The sequence below is a fragment of the Gordonia sihwensis NBRC 108236 genome (assembly GCF_000333035.1).
GTDB classification, from domain to species: domain Bacteria; phylum Actinomycetota; class Actinomycetes; order Mycobacteriales; family Mycobacteriaceae; genus Gordonia; species Gordonia sihwensis.
The window spans coordinates 1-16090 of sequence record NZ_BANU01000017.1; the positions used below are offsets into that span (position 1 = coordinate 1).

The window sequence follows — 16090 nt, forward strand, 5'->3', positions numbered from 1 at the left end:
GGAGGCCCCGGCCCGTGAGCCCGCGGCACCCGAGCCGCAGGCCCCTTCGCGCGAGCTCCGCGCCGACCGCGGCGAGGAGGGAACCCAGATCAGCGTGCAGGATCTGCTGCGCCGGAGCCGTCGGGCACAGCAGGACGGGGAATAGGTCCCTCGCTACCGGGCAGTTACGCTGTAGCGCATGCCCAACGACGACGCCGACCACGTCGCCGCGGACCCGACGCCCGAGGGCGGGTCCTCGCGACCGTGGCGCCGTTGGCTCCGATGGGGTCTGATCGTCCTCGTCGTCGCCATTCTGGTCACCGAGGGCGTGATCGTCTGGCCCAAGCTCACACAGACCTGGGCGCGCATCGGCGAGCTCCGGTGGCAGTGGGTCTTCGTCTCCATCGTGGCTGCTCTGCTGTCGATGGACAGCTACGGCCAGGTGCAGCGCGTCCTGATGCGTTCGGCAGGCGTCCGGGTCCGGCAGCGCGAATCACTGGCGGTGATCCTGGCCTCGAACTCGGTGTCCCAGACCCTGCCCGGCGGACAGGTCCTCGCTCCGGCGTTCATCTACCGCGAGAGCCGGCGCTGGGGCGCGACACCGGTGGTCGCCTCCTGGCAGCTGGTGATGTCCGGGCTGCTGGCGGGCGCTGGACTGGCGCTGCTCGGCCTCGGCGGAGCCCTGCTCGCCGGCGCCAAGACCAGTCCGTTCTCGGTGATCTTCAGCGTCTCGCTGTTCGTCGTGTTCGTGGCGGTCGTGCAGTACATGGCCAGTCATCCCCAGGTGCTCGAGACCATCGCCGCCCGGCTGCTCGGCTGGTTCAACGAGTTGCGCGACAAGCCCGCCGACTACGGGACAGACCGACTCCACCAGATCATCACCCAGCTGCAGGCGGTGAAGCTCGACCGGCGCAACGCCGTCGAGGCGTTCAGCTGGAGCCTGTTCAACTGGGTCGCTGACGTTCTCTGCCTCGCCGCCGCCTGCTATGCGATCGGCGCGCATCCCTCGATCTCGGGTCTGATGGTCGCCTATGCCGCGGGCAAGGCGGTCGGCACCGCGGTTCCGCTGCTGCCCGCCGGCATCGGCGTCGTCGACGGCGTCCTGGTGGCGGCCCTCGCCTCCGCGGGCATGGGCGCCGCGGATGCGCTCACCGCCGTCCTGATCTACCGCATCATCAGCTACATCCTGATCGCACTGATCGGTTGGGTCGTCATCGCGGTGCGGTACCGGGGTGCGTTCAAGTCCCGGCGCAGTCTGGACGACGAGATCGCCGAAGACACGACGCAGAAGTATCCGGTCATCGACCCCGGACAGCTGGATCGACGGTCCGACGACGGTCGCGATCCCGGTGCCGGCGAGACGCCGAACACAGGGTAGGGAAGGCCGGCCGGTCCGGGGATACGGTGGGGACATGACCGCACCCGTATCCGTCGCGCCGGTTCAGCGACGTCTCGTCCTCCCCGCCGTCGCCGACTTCGCGGCGATCTGCGTGTTCGTCGCCGTCGGCCGCAGCAGCCACGATGAGGCCGGCTCGTTCACCGGATTCCTGACGACCCTGTGGCCGTTCCTCGTCGGAGCGATCGCCGGCTGGGCGATCGCCGCCGCGACCACCCGGGGCCGAGACCTCGCGCCCGCCGCACTCTGGCCCGCCGGCGTCGCGGTCTGGGTCTCGACCGTCGTCGTCGGGATGCTGCTGCGCGTGGTCTCCGGGCAGGGCACGGCCCTCTCGTTCTGCATCGTCGCCACCATCGCGACCGGTGTCCTGCTGCTGGGCTGGCGCGCCGTCGCCGGTCTGGTGACGCGGCGCCGCGTCACTTCAGCGTGAAGTACTTCTGCGCCACCTGAAGGGCCGCGGTACCGGACTTGTCGCCCTCGCAGTAGATGACGATGATCTTGCCGCCCTGAGAGCCGACGAACCAACCGGGTCCCTGTGGCCCGTTGGTGCCGACCAGCGCCTTGAGGCCGGGAGCACGGGTCAGATCGCTGGCGTCGCCGGTCTTCGCCGTGGTCGTCATGGACGCCTGGATCCGCCGGACCACGCCATCGTCGAGTTTGCCCAACTGGCCCCCGGTGACCTTGGTCTTCGACCCCTTGATGACGAACGGCGGAGCCGCGGTCCGGTCACCGCCGGCTCGTTCCAGGGCGACTCCCAGGGCCGCCATGTTGATCATCGACGCCGTGTAATCCTTCGGGTGGTACGCGGCGGCGGACACCTTGGGCGCGGTGCCGCTCGGCAGGCTCATTCCCGGAACCGTGAACTGCAGGCCCAACCCGAGTGAGTGCAGCACCGACTCCGCGCTGTGCTGATCGGCGCCCTTGCCCTCCGCCGCGATCGCGTCGAACACCGGGTCGAGGGTGCTGCCGACGGGATAGGCGATGCCCGCCTCGATGTTCTTGGCGGCCGCGGCGTCGTTCTGCGCCATCCCGCGGATCGCTCCGGTGGCGGCGTCGAGGGTCATGATCGTCGCCGGCTGCGCCACCTCGACGGCGGCGTCGCCCAGGGTGAGCTGTTCGTTCGGGTCGATCGTCGTCACGATGTCCGGGCCCGCCCCGCCCTGATGCCCGGCGAGTTTCTGCGGCGGCGCCCCGGGCGCCACGAGCTGCACCTGCCAGCCGGCGGTGGCGTCGCGGATCGCGTTCCAGTAGTTCGTCAGACCGGCGCTCAGCGGGGTCGACAGCCGGCGGTCGGTCATCACGAGCATGCCCGACTTGTTGACGTTGACTCCCGCGATCCGAGCCGGATCGGAAGTGAGCATCTGCATGTCGGAGTCGCGCAGCGTCACCGCGACCACCTGCCGTCCCTGGGAAGCGGCGAGCTTGTCGTCGATCGATTTCACCGTCACCATCGGGGCCACCGGAGCCACCGCGTTCGCCAGCGCTCGCACCGACTTGTCGAGATCCTTGGTCGCGGCCGGGTCGATGGTGATCTCGTTGACCGGCTCCATCTGCATGAACGGCTTGCCCGACGCGCTGCGCACCACCGGCGCCGGAGTGGCGTCGGTGCGGACCTCCTGCAGTCGGCCGTCCGGGGTGAGGCCGGTGTACAGCAGCCCCGGATCCCACTGGACCTTCCAGCCGGAGGAGAGCCGGCGTGCCGACCCCGAGGTCTTGGTCTGGAAACTCCGGTCGCCCGCCCAGTTCCACGTGGTGGTCAGGGTGAACGAGGCGCTGCCGTCGCTGTACTCCACGAGCCGCCCGGTGTCGACGGACACCTCACGCGGATGCATTCCCGCGAACGTGACGCCGAGCAGCTCGGCCGCCTGACTCGGCGACGTCGTCAGGTCGGCCGCGCCCTGCGTGTCCTGCCTGCTGATCGCGTCCGCGAATGCCGAGACCGCACGCGAAGCATCCGAATCGTCGTCGGAAGAGCACGAGACCATGGCGAGAACCACGGCCAGCGCAGCGACGACAGCGAACACCGCTCTTCCAACCCGCGAAACCATAGTCCCAATTATCACTTCATTCCCACCCGTTTCTCTGGCCACAAGCTCGCATTCCGGGAACTATGTGGTCACAATCGCACAACGCGCCGCTCACGGCATCCGTTCCGGGCGACGGAGGACAATGGACTCCATGAGCACGTCCATCCTGCGATCCACGGACCGCGCGCGCACCACCACCGGCTGGCTCGACTCGGCACACTCCTTCTCGTTCGGCGACCATTACGACCCGGCGAACACCCACCACGGCGTGCTCCTGGTGCAGAACGAGGACGTGATCTCTCCCGGTGAGGGCTTCGACACACATCCGCACGCGGACACCGAGATCGTCACCTGGGTACTGTCGGGATCGCTGGTCCACCAGGACTCCGAAGGACACAGCGGCGTCATCTATCCCGGCCTCGCACAGCGGATGAGCGCAGGCACCGGCATCCTGCACTCCGAACGCAACGACGACGCCGAGTCGGCGGACGAGCCGGTGCACCTCATCCAGATGTGGGTGATGCCCGACGAGTACGGCATCACACCGGGCTACGAGCAACTCGATATCTCGGGCGAACTGCGACCGGGACGCCTCGTCACCGTCGCCTCCGGTTCCCCCCGCCACGACTCCGCGATCCGAATCGCCAATCGCGGGGCCACCCTCTCCGCGGCCAGACTCACTCCCGGACAGACCGTCGCGGTGCCGTCGTCCCGCTTCACGCACCTGTTCGTCACCCGCGGCACCGTGCAGGTGGAGGGCGAGACGCTGGAGGCCTCCGACGCCCTGCGCGCCACCGACTTCGGCGGAACCGTCGTCCGGGCGGCCACCGATTGCGAACTGCTCGTCTGGTCGATGGATGCGCGGCTCGGGGAATAAACCCCGGCGTGATGTCACTATGGAGGGCGTGACTATCGAGCAGACCTCCGGGCTCGACCTCGAGTGGGTCGAACCATCCGTACGCGCCGCAGACGACCTCTTCACCCACGTCAACGGGAAATGGCTTGCCAGCCACCGGATTCCGGACGATCGCAGCATCGACGGAGCGTTCCACGTGCTGCGCGACAACGCTGAGGAGGACGTCCGCGCGATCGTCGAGGAGTGCGCCGAGGGCTCCCCCGAGCCGGGCACGCCCGCCGCCAGGATCGGCGACCTCTACGCGTCGTTCATGGACGTCGATCGGGTCGAGGAACTCGGGGTCGCACCGATCGCCGATCAGCTCCAGGAGATCGCCGGCGTCTCCGACACCTCCGAACTGGCCGCTCTGATGGGGCGTCTGCAGCGCGAGGGAGTGGGCGGCCTGTTCGGCTTCTACGTCGACACCGATGCGCGACGGTCCGACCGCTACCTGGTGCACATCACCCAGAGCGGTCTCGGACTGCCCGACGAGTCCTACTATCGCGAAGACAATCACGCCGCCGTGCGCGAGGCCTACCGCGCTCACATCGCCGCGATGCTCGGACTGGCCGGTGTCGCCGACGCACAACGGCAGGCGACGGCGATCTTCGACCTCGAGACCGCGATCGCATCGCATCACTGGGACGTGGTGCGGCGACGCGACGCCGAGGCCGCCTACAACCTGCGGACCCTCGCGGAGTTCGGCGATCTCGCCGCCGGTTTCGATCTCGCCGGCTGGCTGACCGGGCTCGACGCGGGCGAGACGTTCGCGGAGGTGGTGATCGGTCAGCCGTCGTTCATCGAGTCGAGCGCCGGACTGCTCACCTCGCAGCCGCTCGATTCATGGAAGAGCTGGCTCGCCTGGCGGCTGCTGCGCACCGTCGCACCGTATCTCTCCAGCGCCTTCGTCGACGAGAACTTCGCGTTCTACGGCAAGACCCTCACCGGTGCCGAGGTGATCCGCGACCGATGGAAGCGCGGTGTCGGTTTCGTCGAGCAGGCGGCAGGCTTCGCGGTCGGCGAACTGTACGTGGAGCGACACTTCCCGCCCGAGGCAAAGGCCCGGATGGACGAGCTGATCGCCAATCTCGTCGAGGCGTATCGCCGCAACATCGGCGATCTGCCATGGATGACCGAGGCGACGCGCGCCCGGGCCCTGGCGAAACTCGACAAGTTCACCCCCAAGATCGGCTACCCGGCCAAGTGGATCGACTACTCGACGCTGGAGGTCGACCGCACCGACCTCGTCGGCAACTCCCGCCGCGCCGCGGCTTTCGAGACCGCACGCGAGCTCCGCAAGATCGGCCGCCCGGTCGATCGCGACGAGTGGTTCATGACGCCGCAGACGGTGAACGCCTACTACAACCCGGGGATGAACGAGATTGTCTTCCCGGCGGCGATCCTGCAGCCCCCGTTCTTCGATCCGAACGCCGACGACGCGGCCAACTACGGCGGCATCGGCGCGGTGATCGGCCACGAGATCGGCCACGGCTTCGACGACCAGGGCGCGAAGTACGACGGCGACGGCAACCTGGTGGACTGGTGGACCGACGACGACCGGGCCGAGTTCGGCAAGCGCACTTCGGCACTGGCAGCGCAGTACGGCGAGTTCACGCCTCACGGGCTGGACGAGAAGTACAAGGTGAACGGCGAGTTCACCCTCGGTGAGAACATCGGCGATCTGGGTGGGCTGTCGATCGCCCTGGTGGCGTACGAGATCGCGCAGGAGAAGTCCGGCGCCACGCCGCCGGTGATCGACGGACTGACCGGACGGCAACGGGTCTTCTACAGCTGGGCCCAGATCTGGCGTACCAAGACCCGGGACGAGGAAGCCATCCGGCGTCTGGCCATCGACCCGCACTCGCCGCCGGAGTTCCGCTGCAACGGTGTGGTCCGCAACGTCGACGCCTTCTACGAAGCGTTCGACGTCGTCCCCGGCGATGCGCTGTATCTGCCGCCCGCCGATCGCGTCCGCATCTGGTGAGGCAGCCGACCGGCGCTCTCGATGGTGCGAACACCGCATAGCCGGTAGACATGGAGGCCATGACCTCCTCGCGGCTCGCCTGCACGCTGGTGCCCGCCGTGCTCGTGCTGATCTGGCTCGGGGTGGCCGGGGCCACCGGACCGCTGGCCGGAAAGCTCAGCACGGTCACCACCGACGACGCGAGCGCGTTCCTGCCCTCGTCGGCCGAGTCGACCCGCGTGGCCGAGCAGCTGCCCGCGTTCACCGACACCGGCTACTTCCCGGCGATCGTCGTCGCGGAGAAGCAGGACGGCGGGCCGATGACTGCGGCCGACACCGCCTTCGTCTCCGACGCCGTGACTCCACTGGCCGGAACGCCGGGCTTCGCACCGCAGTTCTCTCCCGCGATCGGGGCGGCGGACGGTGCGGCCGTCCAACTGTTCGTCCCGGTCTCCACTGATGGGAAACCGAAGGAGCAGATCGGGAAGCTGCGCGATGCGCTGGCGAATCCACCGCCCGGAGTGGCAGTGGCCGTGACCGGCCCCGCCGCCCAGGCCGCCGACCTCTCGAACGCCTTCGCGGGCATCGACGGCGTCCTGTTGCTGGTGGCCGGGGCGGTGGTGCTGGCGATCCTGATCGTCGTATACCGCTCGCCGATCCTGCCGCTGGTGGTGCTGCTCTCCGCAGTCTTCGCCCTCGCACTGGCGTCGGGCGTGGTCTACTGGCTCGCGTCCGCGGGCACCCTGGAACTCAACGGGCAGAGCCAGGGAATCCTGTTCATCCTGGTCTTCGGCGCCGCCACCGACTACGCCCTGCTTCTGGTGGCTCGCTACCGCGAGGCGCTGTCGGCGGAACCGGACGCACGCGCGGCCCTGCGCACCGCGTGGCGCGCCACCCTCCCGCCGATCTGCGCGTCGGCTGCCACCGTGATCCTGGGCGTCCTCTGTCTGCTGCTGTCCGACCTGAACTCGAATCGCAGCCTCGGCCCGATCGCGGCGATCGGCATCGCCGCCTCGTTGCTCGTCTCGATCACCTTCCTCCCGGCCGCCCTCGCGCTCATCGGACGCACCGCGTTCTGGCCGCGCCGGCCGGGGCCGGCCACCGGTTCGACGCACCGGATCTGGCAACGGGTCGCCGCATTCGTCGCCCGTTCGCCGCGCAAGATCTGGGCGGCCACCCTCCTGGTGCTCGTCATCGGCGCCGCATTCGCCCCCGCGTTCCGCGCCGGCGGCGTCTCCACCGACGACTTCTTCCTCGGTGAGACCGAATCGGTGACCGGCGCGCAGATGCACGGCAGGCACTTCGACGCCGGGTCGGGCACCCCAACCTGGGTGATCACCGACGATGCGGCCGCGGTCCGAACCGCGGAACGGGTTCGTGCGGTCGACGGCGTCGCAGCCGCCGAGATCCTCGCCGCCGCATCGGGTCCCGTCACCCACGACGGGAGGCAGGCGATTCAGGTGACGCTGAGCGATGACCCGAACTCCCTCGCCGCACAGGACACCGTGGTGCGGATCCGGAACGCCGTCTCGTCCGTCCCCGGTGCCGACGCGGAGGTCGGCGGCGCCACGGCTGTCGACCTGGACACCCGGACCACCGCCGAACGCGACCGCAACGTCATCATCCCCATCGTGTTGGCTGTGGTCCTCGCCGTCCTCGTCGTCCTGCTGCGGAGCCTTCTCGCACCGCTGATCCTGCTCGCGACCACGGTTCTGTCGTTCGGGACCGCGCTGGGCGTCGCGGCACTGATGTTCAACGGCCCGTTCGGCTTTCCCGGCGCCGATCCCGTCGTCCCGCTGTTCGCGTTCGTGTTCCTCGTGGCGCTCGGCATCGACTACAACATCTTCCTGATGACCCGGGCCCGGGAGGAGGCGCAGGCACACGGCACCCGCGACGGGATGATCAGAGCCCTCACCGGCACCGGCGGCGTCATCAGCGCAGCCGGTCTGGTGCTCGCCGCCACGTTCAGCGCCCTCGCGGTGATCCCGCTGCTGTTCCTGGCCCAGGTGGCCTTCCTCGTCGCGTTCGGCGTCCTCGTCGACACGCTGATCGTGCGATCGCTGCTGGTTCCGGCGCTCACCCTCGACATCGGACCGCGGATCTGGTGGCCGGGCGCCATCGCCGCCGACACGTCCCAGGACGCGCGCACCGCGGACTGACGCGCTCCTCGCGCGAACCGCCCGGCGCGGGGTCAGTCGCGCGGCGTCGTCCCGAAGACCGCCACGGCCCGCTCGGGCTTCGCCTCGGCGTAGTACACCTCGGCCGTATCGCCGACCAACGGCCGAGCGCCGAGGGGGAACTCGTCTCTGCCGGTCAACTGATGGGTTCGGCCCTCCGCGTCCCGATACTCGATCCGGTAGCGGACGGTGGCGTGGGTGCTCTCGATCGCCTCGGCACGGTCGCCGTCGGACTCGACCACTGTTCCGCGGACCCGCGTCCCCTGCCGATAGAGCCAGATCCGCGGAACCACCCGAACCAGCCAGATCACGACGCAGATCACTCCGACCGCGGCGGCGGGGACGGCGACCCACGGCACGCCGCCGGCCGCCGCGCCGATCGCCGCTCCGACGCCCAGCGCGCCGACGGTCAACGACATCCACGCCGTCGGGATCGCGAACCCGCCTGCGATCGCGGCGAGCAGTGCCACCGTCGCCAGCGTGAGACTCTCCGATCCCCGGATCCCCGCGGCGAAGATCGCGCACCACACCGAGCACCACAGGGCAGCGCTCACCGACACCACCAGGGTGCGCGTCATCGTCTCGGGACGAGGCCACATGCTCCCAGACTAACGATCCCGACCGATCGGACACCGAATCCGCTTCGATCCCGTGCGGAACGCACTAGCGTCGGCAGCACCCAGCCGATACGACCTCCGGAAGTGATTCCCGTGACCGCTGCCTCCCCAGAATCCGATGTGCGCCATGACTTCACCTCACTGCGAGCGGGCGGGATGAACTGGCAGTCGTTCCCGCTCCGACTGTTCACCAAGGGCAACGCCAAGACCTGGAATCCCGCGGCGATCGATTTCTCCCGAGATGCGCGGGACTGGGCCGCGCTCGACGACGAGCAACGCCGGAGCGCCACCTACCTCGTCTCGCAGTTCGTCGCGGGAGAGGAGGCGGTGACCCAGGACATCCGGCCCTTCATGGACGCGATGGCGTCCGAGGACCGGTTCGGTGACGAGATGTACCTGTCGCAGTTCTGCCTCGAGGAGGCCAAGCACGCCCAGGGTTTCCGACTCTGGATGGACGCCGTGGGCCTCACCGGCGATCTGCACCCGTACGTCGCCGAGAACCCCTACTACCGGCAGCTCTTCTACGAACAGCTGCCGCAGTCGCTACGGGTGCTCTCCGCCGACCCGTCGCCGGTCAACCAGGTCCGCGCCAGCGTCACCTACAACCACGTGATCGAGGGAAGCCTGGCGCTCACCGGCTACTACGCGTGGCGGCGCATCTGCGTCGAAACCGAGATCCTGCCGGGAATGCAGCAGTTGATCGGCCGAATCGCCGAGGACGAGACCAGGCATATGGCCTGGGGCACGTTCACCTGCCGCAGGCACGTGGCGGCCGACGACTCGCTCTGGCAGGTGGTCACCGACAGGTTCGGCGAACTGATCCCCCTCGCGATGGGCATGATCGCCTGGGTCGACGATCAGTTCGACGAACCGCCGTTCGGCATCGACAACGACGACTTCCTCGAGTACGCGGCAGATCGCGCGCAGCGCAGGCTGCACGCGATCGAGTCCGCGCGCGGAAGGAACGTCGAAGACATCGACGTCGATTACAGTCCGGTAACACTGGAGGAGACGTTCAACGCGGAGGACGAGGCCTCGCTCGGTGGCGACACCGAGGCTTGAGCGCCGGCGTCAGCTCGTCAGGCGTTGCCCGCCTTCCACTGATCCCAGCTGAGTTCCCAGTCGCCGTAGGTGTCCCAGACGGGCAGCGGCGGGCCGCCCGAGTTGGTGATCTCGACGACGTCGCCGAGACCGAAGTGGTCGAACATCCACTGCGAGTCGGCCGGACTCAGATTCACGCAGCCGTGCGAGACGTTCGAGGCGCCCTGCTGACCCACCGACCACGGCGCGGAGTGCACGAACTCACCGTCGTTCGAGATCCGCAGATCGTTGTAGACGGTCTCGCGGTAGTAGCCGGGATCGCCCTGGCAGACACCGAAGGTGCACGAGTCCATGACGGTCTGCGCGGCCTTCTCGGACACGACGTGCGGACCGGTGTGCGACGGATTGTTCGGCTCGCCGAGGCTCATCGGCATCTGTTTGACCTGCTCGCCGTTGTGGAAGACGGTGAGCAGTTCGGTGGCACCGTCGGCCTTCGCCACCCACGAGTCGTGGACGGTGTAGTCGACGGCGTTGTCCTCGGCGCCGTAGACGCCGCCGCCGAGATCGACGCCGTAGACGTCGGCTTCGATGTGGATCTTGGTGCCCGGCTTCCAGTATTCGGGGCCGCGGTAGTGGACGTTCTGGTCGTCGATCCAGTACCAGGCACCCGGCTGAGCGGGTGTGGTCGTCACTTTGAGGTGTTTGGTCACTTCGGCCTTGTCCTTCACCGGCTTGGTGAACTGGAAGACCATCGGCTGACCGACGCCGATGCCGACGTCGGAGACCACGTCCGGCGCCGGGACGACGTTGGCGTACGCGGTGTCGTCGGGGGTGATGGTGGTGACGGTGAACGACTTCGTAGTCGGCTTCTTGTCGCTGTTGACCGCTGTGGCGTCCACGGTGTAGGTCCCGCCGTACCCGAGGTCCTCGGAGGTGGTCCAATGCGTCGCGGTGGCGTCGAGCTTTCCGTCGACCTTCTTACCCGCCGCGTTGGTCACCGTCACAGCGGTGAGTTCTCCTCCGGTCGCGTCGACGACGATCGGCGTCGTCGGATTGATCGGCTTGCCGTTCGCCACGGGCACGCCGATCGCCGCGGGAGCCGGAGGCGGGGCCGAAGTGCCACCGCTGCACGCGGCGAGCACCATCGCCACGCCCACCAGGCATGACACCAGCGCGGCGGAATCACGTCGAATCACCATCTATCCCCTCGAGAGCAAAGAGCGGTGCCGTGCACCACTCGACGATTCTCCCCCGACTTCCTGTGAATCACTGAGCCGATCTGTCAGCGAGCGTCAAGGCGACCGCCGTCACACCTGTGGCCGCACCCGTCACGACCAGCACGGACGGCCATGCGCCCAGCTTCTTCGCCAGCGGGTGTGAGATTCCGAACGCACCGAGGTACGTTGCCGACAAAGCCCCCGTAACGGCTGCGCCGCGATGGAGCCAGCTGCGGCCGGCGCCGACGCCGGCGGCGGCGAGCACGGCACCGCCGAGGGGACGGATCCCGGAGTATCGGGCGGCGGCGAACCCGCCGATCAGACCTGCGGCGACGAGCGGAACTGAGACATCGATCTTCACGCGCTCCAGGATACGTCCAACCAGCAACTAGAACACGTTCTATTATGGCGGAATGGACGTGACCTACGAGAGAACCAGACGCGAGATCAGCACCGACGAGGGAGTAATCCGGTATCACGAGGCCGGTGAGCACAACGACGACGTGCTCATCCTGCTTCACGGATCCGGCCCCGGCGTCAACGGCTGGCGCAACTACCGCGGCAATCTCGGCTTCTTCGCCGAGACGCACCACTGCTACATCATCGAGTTCCCGGGGTTCGGCGTCTCCGATCCCGTCGACGGCCATCCCGTCCTGACCGCGGGCGCATCCGTCATCAGGTTCATGGATGCCCTCGGCATCGCCTCGGCGGCGATGATCGGCAATTCGATGGGCGGCGTCGTCGGCATCAACCTCGCGATCAAGTATCCGGACCGGGTAGAGAAGCTGATCACCATCGGCGGCGTGGGGCCGAACATCTTCAGCCCCAGCCCGTCGGAGGGAATCCGTCTGCTCCAGGAGTTCACCGACGCACCCGACCGCGACAAGTTGGTCCGGTGGCTCAACTCCATGGTCTACGACCGCGCGCTGGTGACCGACGACCTGATCGACGAGCGGTGGGCCGCCGCCAACGATCCGGCCGCGCAGAAGACCGCCGCGATGATGTACGGGTCGAAAGCCTTCGAGATGATGCAGCAGTACCAGGCGAACGCCGACACTCCGCCCTACTGGGCGATGATGCACAAGGTGAAGTGCCCCACCCTGCTGACCTGGGGCCGCGACGACCGCGTCAGCCCGCCCGACATGTCGATGGCGCCGATGCGGCTGATCCCGGAAGCCGAACTGCACGTCTTCCCCCAGTGCGGCCACTGGGTGATGATCGAAGCCAAGGACGCCTTCGAGTCGACCGTTCGGGCCTTCCTGGCCCGCTGACGCCGGGCGCGGCGGCTCAGGACGCGCCGTCGCGCTCGGACGCGCGGGCCGCGATCACGGCCGGTGCGAGCACCGACGCGAGGTCGTCGGCGACGTCGCTGTCGGCGTCTGGGGCGGGCGGCATGGCCACGTAGCTCAGTGCCGTGCGCGCGATCATCCGCGCGATCCGGCCGGCCGTCTCCGCGTCGATGGCGATCCACGACTCCACGAGGATCACCTCGAGGCGGTCACTCGCCGCGGCGATGATCGGCGCGGCGTCGGTGGTGATCAGCTTCAGCAGGTCCGGTTTGGCCTCGCCCGACAGCAGCGACTGGATCATCGGGTCGTCGGCGGCACTGGCCAGGAAGCGGGCGAAACCCGATCGCAGCGCACCGGTCACGTCTCCGACGTTCGCGGCCACGGCCGCGCCGATCTCGCCGGTGAACTCGTCCGCCAATCGCAGCGCGTACGCCTGCGACAGGCCGGCGCGGGAGGCGAACTCGTTGTACACGGTCTGCCTGCTGACACCGGCCTGCCGGGCGACGTCGGCCATCGTCACCCGAGCCCAGTCCTTCTCTCGCAGCAGAGTGCGGAGACCGTCCAGCAGCGTCGTACGCAGCAGCTGCTTGCTCGCGACCGCGAAGCTGGACGAGGACTGGGCTGGGGCACTCACACCTTCGAGACTAGCGCCGCCGCGATCTCCGAGCGGCACGCGCGGGCGACCGCCGCCCGACCGATGGTGACCGCGCCCACCAGTTCTCCGTCGACCACCGTGCGGACGGTGGCGTCGGCGTCGTCGATGGAGCCGTCGAGCTCCACCTCGCCCTCCGCGGTGGGCCACCCCACCATCTGGACGTTGACTCCGTACTGCACGGTCCACGCCCGGGGCACCTCGACGAACGGTGCCGCCGGCTCGCCGCGCAGTCCGGCGAGCACCGACTGCGCGACCGCCCTGCCCTGATCGGTGGCGCCGAACCAGTGCTCGCCGCGAGCGGGCCGTCCGGTCCGCAGGTCCGGCGGTCCGGCGGCGTCACCCGCCGCGAACACGCCCGGCACCTCGGTGGCCAGCGTCGAGTCGACGACGATCCCGGCCGGGCCGGTCGGCACGCCGGCGGCAGCGGCCAGCGCCACTTCCGGCGAGGCGCCGATCGCCGCGACGACGGTGCCCGCCAGCTCGGCCCCGCCTGACAACTGCACCCGCTCGGAGGTCGCCGAATGCGCCGCAGACCCGAGGTGCAGTCGCACCCCGTTGCCCTCGTGGAGCCGCTGCAGGTAGTCGGAGACCACGGCGGGCATCACTCGCGACGCCACGCGCCCGCCCGCCTCCACAACCGTCGCCGACATGCCGTGAGCCGCGGCCGAGGCCGCCAGTTCCAGGCCGATCAGCCCGCCGCCGATCACGACGAGCCGCTGCGAGTCGTTCAGACCGTCGCGGATCGCGATCGCATCGTCGCGCGTGCGCAGGGCCGGCACGTCGGCGGCGAGCCATGACGGGCGGATCGGCCGGCCGCCGGTCGCCAGGACGAGGGCCCGGTAGTCGAGCCGGGTGCCGTCGTCGAGTGCGACCGTCCGCGCCGCGGTGTCGATCGCGGTGACGCTGACCCGCGTGCGGATGTCGATGCCGCGCGAGGCCCAGAAGTCGGGCTTCTGCAGGGCTATCCGGGACTCGGAGAGGTCCGCGCCGAGCAGATCCTTCGACAGCGCGGTCCGCCGGTACGGCGTGCCGGGCTCGGCGCCGATCAGCGTGACCGGTCCGTCGTACCCCTCGGCCCGCAGCGTCGCCGCCGCGGTGACGCCGGCGGTGCCGGCTCCCACCACGACGACGCCCGCATCGGATGCGGTCTGCCCGGTCATGGGCGGGCGACCTCGACCATCTCGAAGTCGGCCTTGGCCGCCCCGCAGTCGGGGCAGCTCCAGTCGTCCGGGATGTCGTCCCAGCGGGTGCCGGGGGCGATGCCGTCCTCCGGCCAGCCCTCGGCCTCGTCGTATTCGAAGCCGCACTGCATGCAGCGGAAGAGTTTGTAGTCGGTGGTGCTCATGTCACTGTCCAATCAGTTCGAAATCGATCTTCTCGCGGACGCCGCAGTCGGGGCAGGCCCAGTCATCGGGGACGTCCGACCACGCGGTACCGGGCGGGAAGCCTTCGCGCGGAGCGCCTTCGGCTTCGTCGTAGACGTATTCGCACACTTCGCAGCGGTAGGCGCTCATGCCGATGCCTTTCCGTATCGGGCCTGGACCCTCCGTTCCTTGCCGGGCTGGATGTTGATCTTCGAGAGGTCGCCGTCGTAGTGCTCGAGCACCCGATGGTCCATGACTCCGCGCCACACCGGCGGGAAGTAGGTCAGCGCGATCATGCTGGCGTATCCGCTCGGGAGGTTCGGCGCACCGTCGAAACTCCGCAGCGTCTGGTACCGCCGCGTCGGATTGGCGTGGTGATCGCTGTGCCGCTGAAGGTGGTACAGGAAGATGTTGGTGCAGATGTGGTCGCTGTTCCAGCTGTGTTCCGGCGTGCAGCGCTCGTAGCGGCCGCGCTCGTTCTTCTGCCGCAGCAGTCCGTAGTGTTCCAGGAAGTTCACCGATTCGAGCAGCGAGAAACCGTAGACGGCCTGCAGTGCCGCGAAGGGCAGGATCTGCCATCCGAAGATCGCGGTCAGCACGCCCCACAGCACGATCGACATCGCCCAGGCATTCAGGACGTCGTTGCTCGGATGCAGGACCGGACGCCCGAGACGCTTGAGACGGGTCGCCTCCAGCTCCCACGCGGACTTGAGGCTGCCGAACACACTGCGCGGCAGGAATCGCCAGAAGCTCTCACCGAATCGGGAGGTGGCCGGGTCCTCCGGGGTCGCGACGCGGACGTGGTGGCCGCGATTGTGCTCGATGTAGAAGTGTCCGTAGCAGGTCTGCGCCAACGTCACCTTCGAAAGCCAGCGCTCCAGCGAGACCTTCTTGTGTCCCATCTCATGGGCGGTGTTGATGCCGATGCCGCCCATGACGCCGATCGACAGCGCCAGACCGATCTTGGAGACGAGCCCGAGGCCTCCGTCGACGCCGAGCCAGCTCAGGTCGTCAGCCGTCCACAGGTAGCAGGCCAGGACCACGCTCGCGAGCTGGAACGGGATGTACGCGTAGGTGCAGTACCGGTAGTACTTGTCGTTCTCCAACTGCTCCATCAGCTCGTCCGGCGGATTCTGGCCGTCCGGACCGAAGAAGATGTCGAGGATCGGCAGCAGCACGTACAGCAGCAGCGGGCCGATCCACCACCAGACGGGCGACACCGTCGACACCCAGCTCCAGCCGAGTGCGTCCGATGCCCAGTTGAACAGTGCCACCAGACCGGTGGCCATGAACACCGCGGTCGGCGGGACCAGGCCCAGCAACCACAGGTATCGCTTCTTGTCGCGCCATTCCACCACCTCGGCGGTGCTCCGGTCGATCGTCGGGTTCGCCATGTGTTCCTCCTCGTCCAGCGAACTAGTGACGTTGACATTAGATGTTGTTACGTACGATGTCTAGACATTAACAATA

At 68.5% G+C, this 16090-nt stretch carries 16 protein-coding genes; 7 read left to right on the forward strand and 9 right to left on the reverse strand.

Annotation, left to right across the window (positions count from 1 at the left end; all coding sequences use genetic code 11):
* The first annotated feature begins 178 nt into the window (after positions 1-178).
* Positions 179-1357, forward strand: coding sequence for a lysylphosphatidylglycerol synthase transmembrane domain-containing protein (locus tag GSI01S_RS11940; RefSeq protein ID WP_006896817.1), 1179 nt, complete (start codon positions 179-181; stop codon positions 1355-1357).
* Between the two features lie 34 nt (positions 1358-1391).
* On the forward strand, positions 1392-1805 hold the full coding sequence (locus GSI01S_RS11945) for a DUF3054 domain-containing protein (protein WP_006896818.1): 414 nt from the start codon (positions 1392-1394) through the stop codon (positions 1803-1805).
* Here the strand turns inward: GSI01S_RS11945 and GSI01S_RS11950 are convergent.
* Positions 1792-3423 (reverse strand): NTF2-like N-terminal transpeptidase domain-containing protein, encoded by a 1632-nt coding sequence (locus GSI01S_RS11950; protein WP_039867609.1) that lies wholly within the window; start codon positions 3421-3423, stop codon positions 1792-1794. The two genes, GSI01S_RS11945 and GSI01S_RS11950, sit on opposite strands and share 14 nt — an antisense overlap.
* A 130-nt stretch (positions 3424-3553) precedes the next feature.
* Here GSI01S_RS11950 and GSI01S_RS11955 point away from each other — a divergent pair, with 130 nt between their 5' ends.
* From GSI01S_RS11955 to GSI01S_RS11965, 3 genes are read left to right on the forward strand one after another with little or no spacing between them, the layout of a single operon-like run.
* Positions 3554-4279: a pirin family protein gene (locus GSI01S_RS11955; RefSeq protein ID WP_006896820.1), complete on the forward strand. Its 726-nt coding sequence runs from the start codon at positions 3554-3556 to the stop codon at positions 4277-4279.
* A gap of 19 nt (positions 4280-4298) precedes the next feature.
* Positions 4299-6281: a M13 family metallopeptidase gene (locus GSI01S_RS11960; protein ID WP_006896821.1), complete on the forward strand. Its 1983-nt coding sequence runs from the start codon at positions 4299-4301 to the stop codon at positions 6279-6281.
* A 59-nt stretch (positions 6282-6340) separates the two neighbouring features.
* Complete coding sequence (locus GSI01S_RS11965; RefSeq protein ID WP_006896822.1) at positions 6341-8419, forward strand: MMPL family transporter; 2079 nt, start codon at positions 6341-6343, stop codon at positions 8417-8419.
* A gap of 32 nt (positions 8420-8451) precedes the next feature.
* Here GSI01S_RS11965 and GSI01S_RS11970 read toward each other — a convergent pair whose 3' ends face one another.
* On the reverse strand, positions 8452-9036 hold the full coding sequence (locus GSI01S_RS11970; protein ID WP_006896823.1) for a DUF3592 domain-containing protein: 585 nt from the start codon (positions 9034-9036) through the stop codon (positions 8452-8454).
* Positions 9037-9147: 111 nt separating this feature from the next.
* On the opposite strand from GSI01S_RS11970, the gene GSI01S_RS11975 reads away from it, so the two are divergent.
* Positions 9148-10116, forward strand: a complete 969-nt coding sequence (locus GSI01S_RS11975; protein WP_039867618.1) for a R2-like ligand-binding oxidase — start codon at positions 9148-9150, stop codon at positions 10114-10116.
* 17 nt (positions 10117-10133) lie between these two features.
* On the opposite strand, the gene GSI01S_RS11980 is transcribed toward GSI01S_RS11975, so the two are convergent.
* The gene (locus GSI01S_RS11980) at positions 10134-11240 is read right to left on the reverse strand and encodes a L,D-transpeptidase (RefSeq protein ID WP_231650334.1); all 1107 of its coding nucleotides are present in this window, start codon (positions 11238-11240) and stop codon (positions 10134-10136) included.
* A gap of 121 nt (positions 11241-11361) precedes the next feature.
* A complete protein-coding gene (locus GSI01S_RS11985; protein WP_039867616.1) occupies positions 11362-11673 on the reverse strand; it encodes a hypothetical protein in 312 nt (103 codons plus the stop codon).
* Between the two features lie 52 nt (positions 11674-11725).
* Between GSI01S_RS11985 and GSI01S_RS11990 the strand changes: the two genes are divergently transcribed.
* Positions 11726-12583 (forward strand): alpha/beta fold hydrolase, encoded by an 858-nt coding sequence (locus GSI01S_RS11990; RefSeq protein ID WP_006896827.1) that lies wholly within the window; start codon positions 11726-11728, stop codon positions 12581-12583.
* Positions 12584-12599: 16 nt separating this feature from the next.
* On the opposite strand, the gene GSI01S_RS11995 is transcribed toward GSI01S_RS11990, so the two are convergent.
* Genes GSI01S_RS11995 through GSI01S_RS12015 form a run of 5 tightly spaced genes read right to left on the reverse strand, consistent with a single transcriptional unit; the run spans position 12600 to position 16014 of the window.
* Positions 12600-13235 carry a TetR/AcrR family transcriptional regulator gene (locus tag GSI01S_RS11995; RefSeq protein WP_006896828.1) on the reverse strand — a complete coding sequence of 212 codons (636 nt, stop codon included), beginning with the start codon at positions 13233-13235 and terminating at the stop codon, positions 12600-12602.
* Positions 13232-14416, reverse strand: coding sequence for an NAD(P)/FAD-dependent oxidoreductase (locus tag GSI01S_RS12000; RefSeq protein ID WP_006896829.1), 1185 nt, complete (start codon positions 14414-14416; stop codon positions 13232-13234). The genes GSI01S_RS11995 and GSI01S_RS12000 overlap by 4 nt, the downstream gene beginning before the upstream one ends.
* Positions 14413-14601: a rubredoxin gene (locus tag GSI01S_RS12005; protein WP_006896830.1), complete on the reverse strand. Its 189-nt coding sequence runs from the start codon at positions 14599-14601 to the stop codon at positions 14413-14415. The genes GSI01S_RS12000 and GSI01S_RS12005 overlap by 4 nt, the downstream gene beginning before the upstream one ends.
* 1 nt (position 14602) lies before the next feature.
* Entirely contained in the window at positions 14603-14770 is a 168-nt protein-coding gene (locus GSI01S_RS12010; RefSeq protein ID WP_006896831.1) for a rubredoxin, read from the reverse strand.
* A complete protein-coding gene (locus tag GSI01S_RS12015) occupies positions 14767-16014 on the reverse strand; it encodes an alkane 1-monooxygenase (protein WP_006896832.1) in 1248 nt (415 codons plus the stop codon). Before GSI01S_RS12015 ends, GSI01S_RS12010 begins: the two co-directional genes overlap by 4 nt.
* Positions 16015-16090: the final 76 nt, after the last annotated feature.

Coding starts and splice junctions, on each gene's coding strand:
- GSI01S_RS11960 (WP_006896821.1), top strand. CDS start 4,299: ATGGAGGGCGTGACTATCGAGCAGACCTCCGGGCTCGACCTCGAGTGG.
- GSI01S_RS11950 (WP_039867609.1), bottom strand. CDS start 3,423: ATGGTTTCGCGGGTTGGAAGAGCGGTGTTCGCTGTCGTCGCTGCGCTG.
- GSI01S_RS11955 (WP_006896820.1), top strand. CDS start 3,554: ATGAGCACGTCCATCCTGCGATCCACGGACCGCGCGCGCACCACCACC.
- GSI01S_RS11980 (WP_231650334.1), bottom strand. CDS start 11,240: ATGGTGCTCGCCGCGTGCAGCGGTGGCACTTCGGCCCCGCCTCCGGCT.
- GSI01S_RS11990 (WP_006896827.1), top strand. CDS start 11,726: ATGGACGTGACCTACGAGAGAACCAGACGCGAGATCAGCACCGACGAG.
- GSI01S_RS12015 (WP_006896832.1), bottom strand. CDS start 16,014: ATGGCGAACCCGACGATCGACCGGAGCACCGCCGAGGTGGTGGAATGG.
- GSI01S_RS11965 (WP_006896822.1), top strand. CDS start 6,341: ATGACCTCCTCGCGGCTCGCCTGCACGCTGGTGCCCGCCGTGCTCGTG.
- GSI01S_RS11945 (WP_006896818.1), top strand. CDS start 1,392: ATGACCGCACCCGTATCCGTCGCGCCGGTTCAGCGACGTCTCGTCCTC.
- GSI01S_RS12000 (WP_006896829.1), bottom strand. CDS start 14,416: ATGACCGGGCAGACCGCATCCGATGCGGGCGTCGTCGTGGTGGGAGCC.
- GSI01S_RS12005 (WP_006896830.1), bottom strand. CDS start 14,601: ATGAGCACCACCGACTACAAACTCTTCCGCTGCATGCAGTGCGGCTTC.
- GSI01S_RS11940 (WP_006896817.1), top strand. CDS start 179: ATGCCCAACGACGACGCCGACCACGTCGCCGCGGACCCGACGCCCGAG.
- GSI01S_RS11970 (WP_006896823.1), bottom strand. CDS start 9,036: ATGTGGCCTCGTCCCGAGACGATGACGCGCACCCTGGTGGTGTCGGTG.
- GSI01S_RS12010 (WP_006896831.1), bottom strand. CDS start 14,770: ATGAGCGCCTACCGCTGCGAAGTGTGCGAATACGTCTACGACGAAGCC.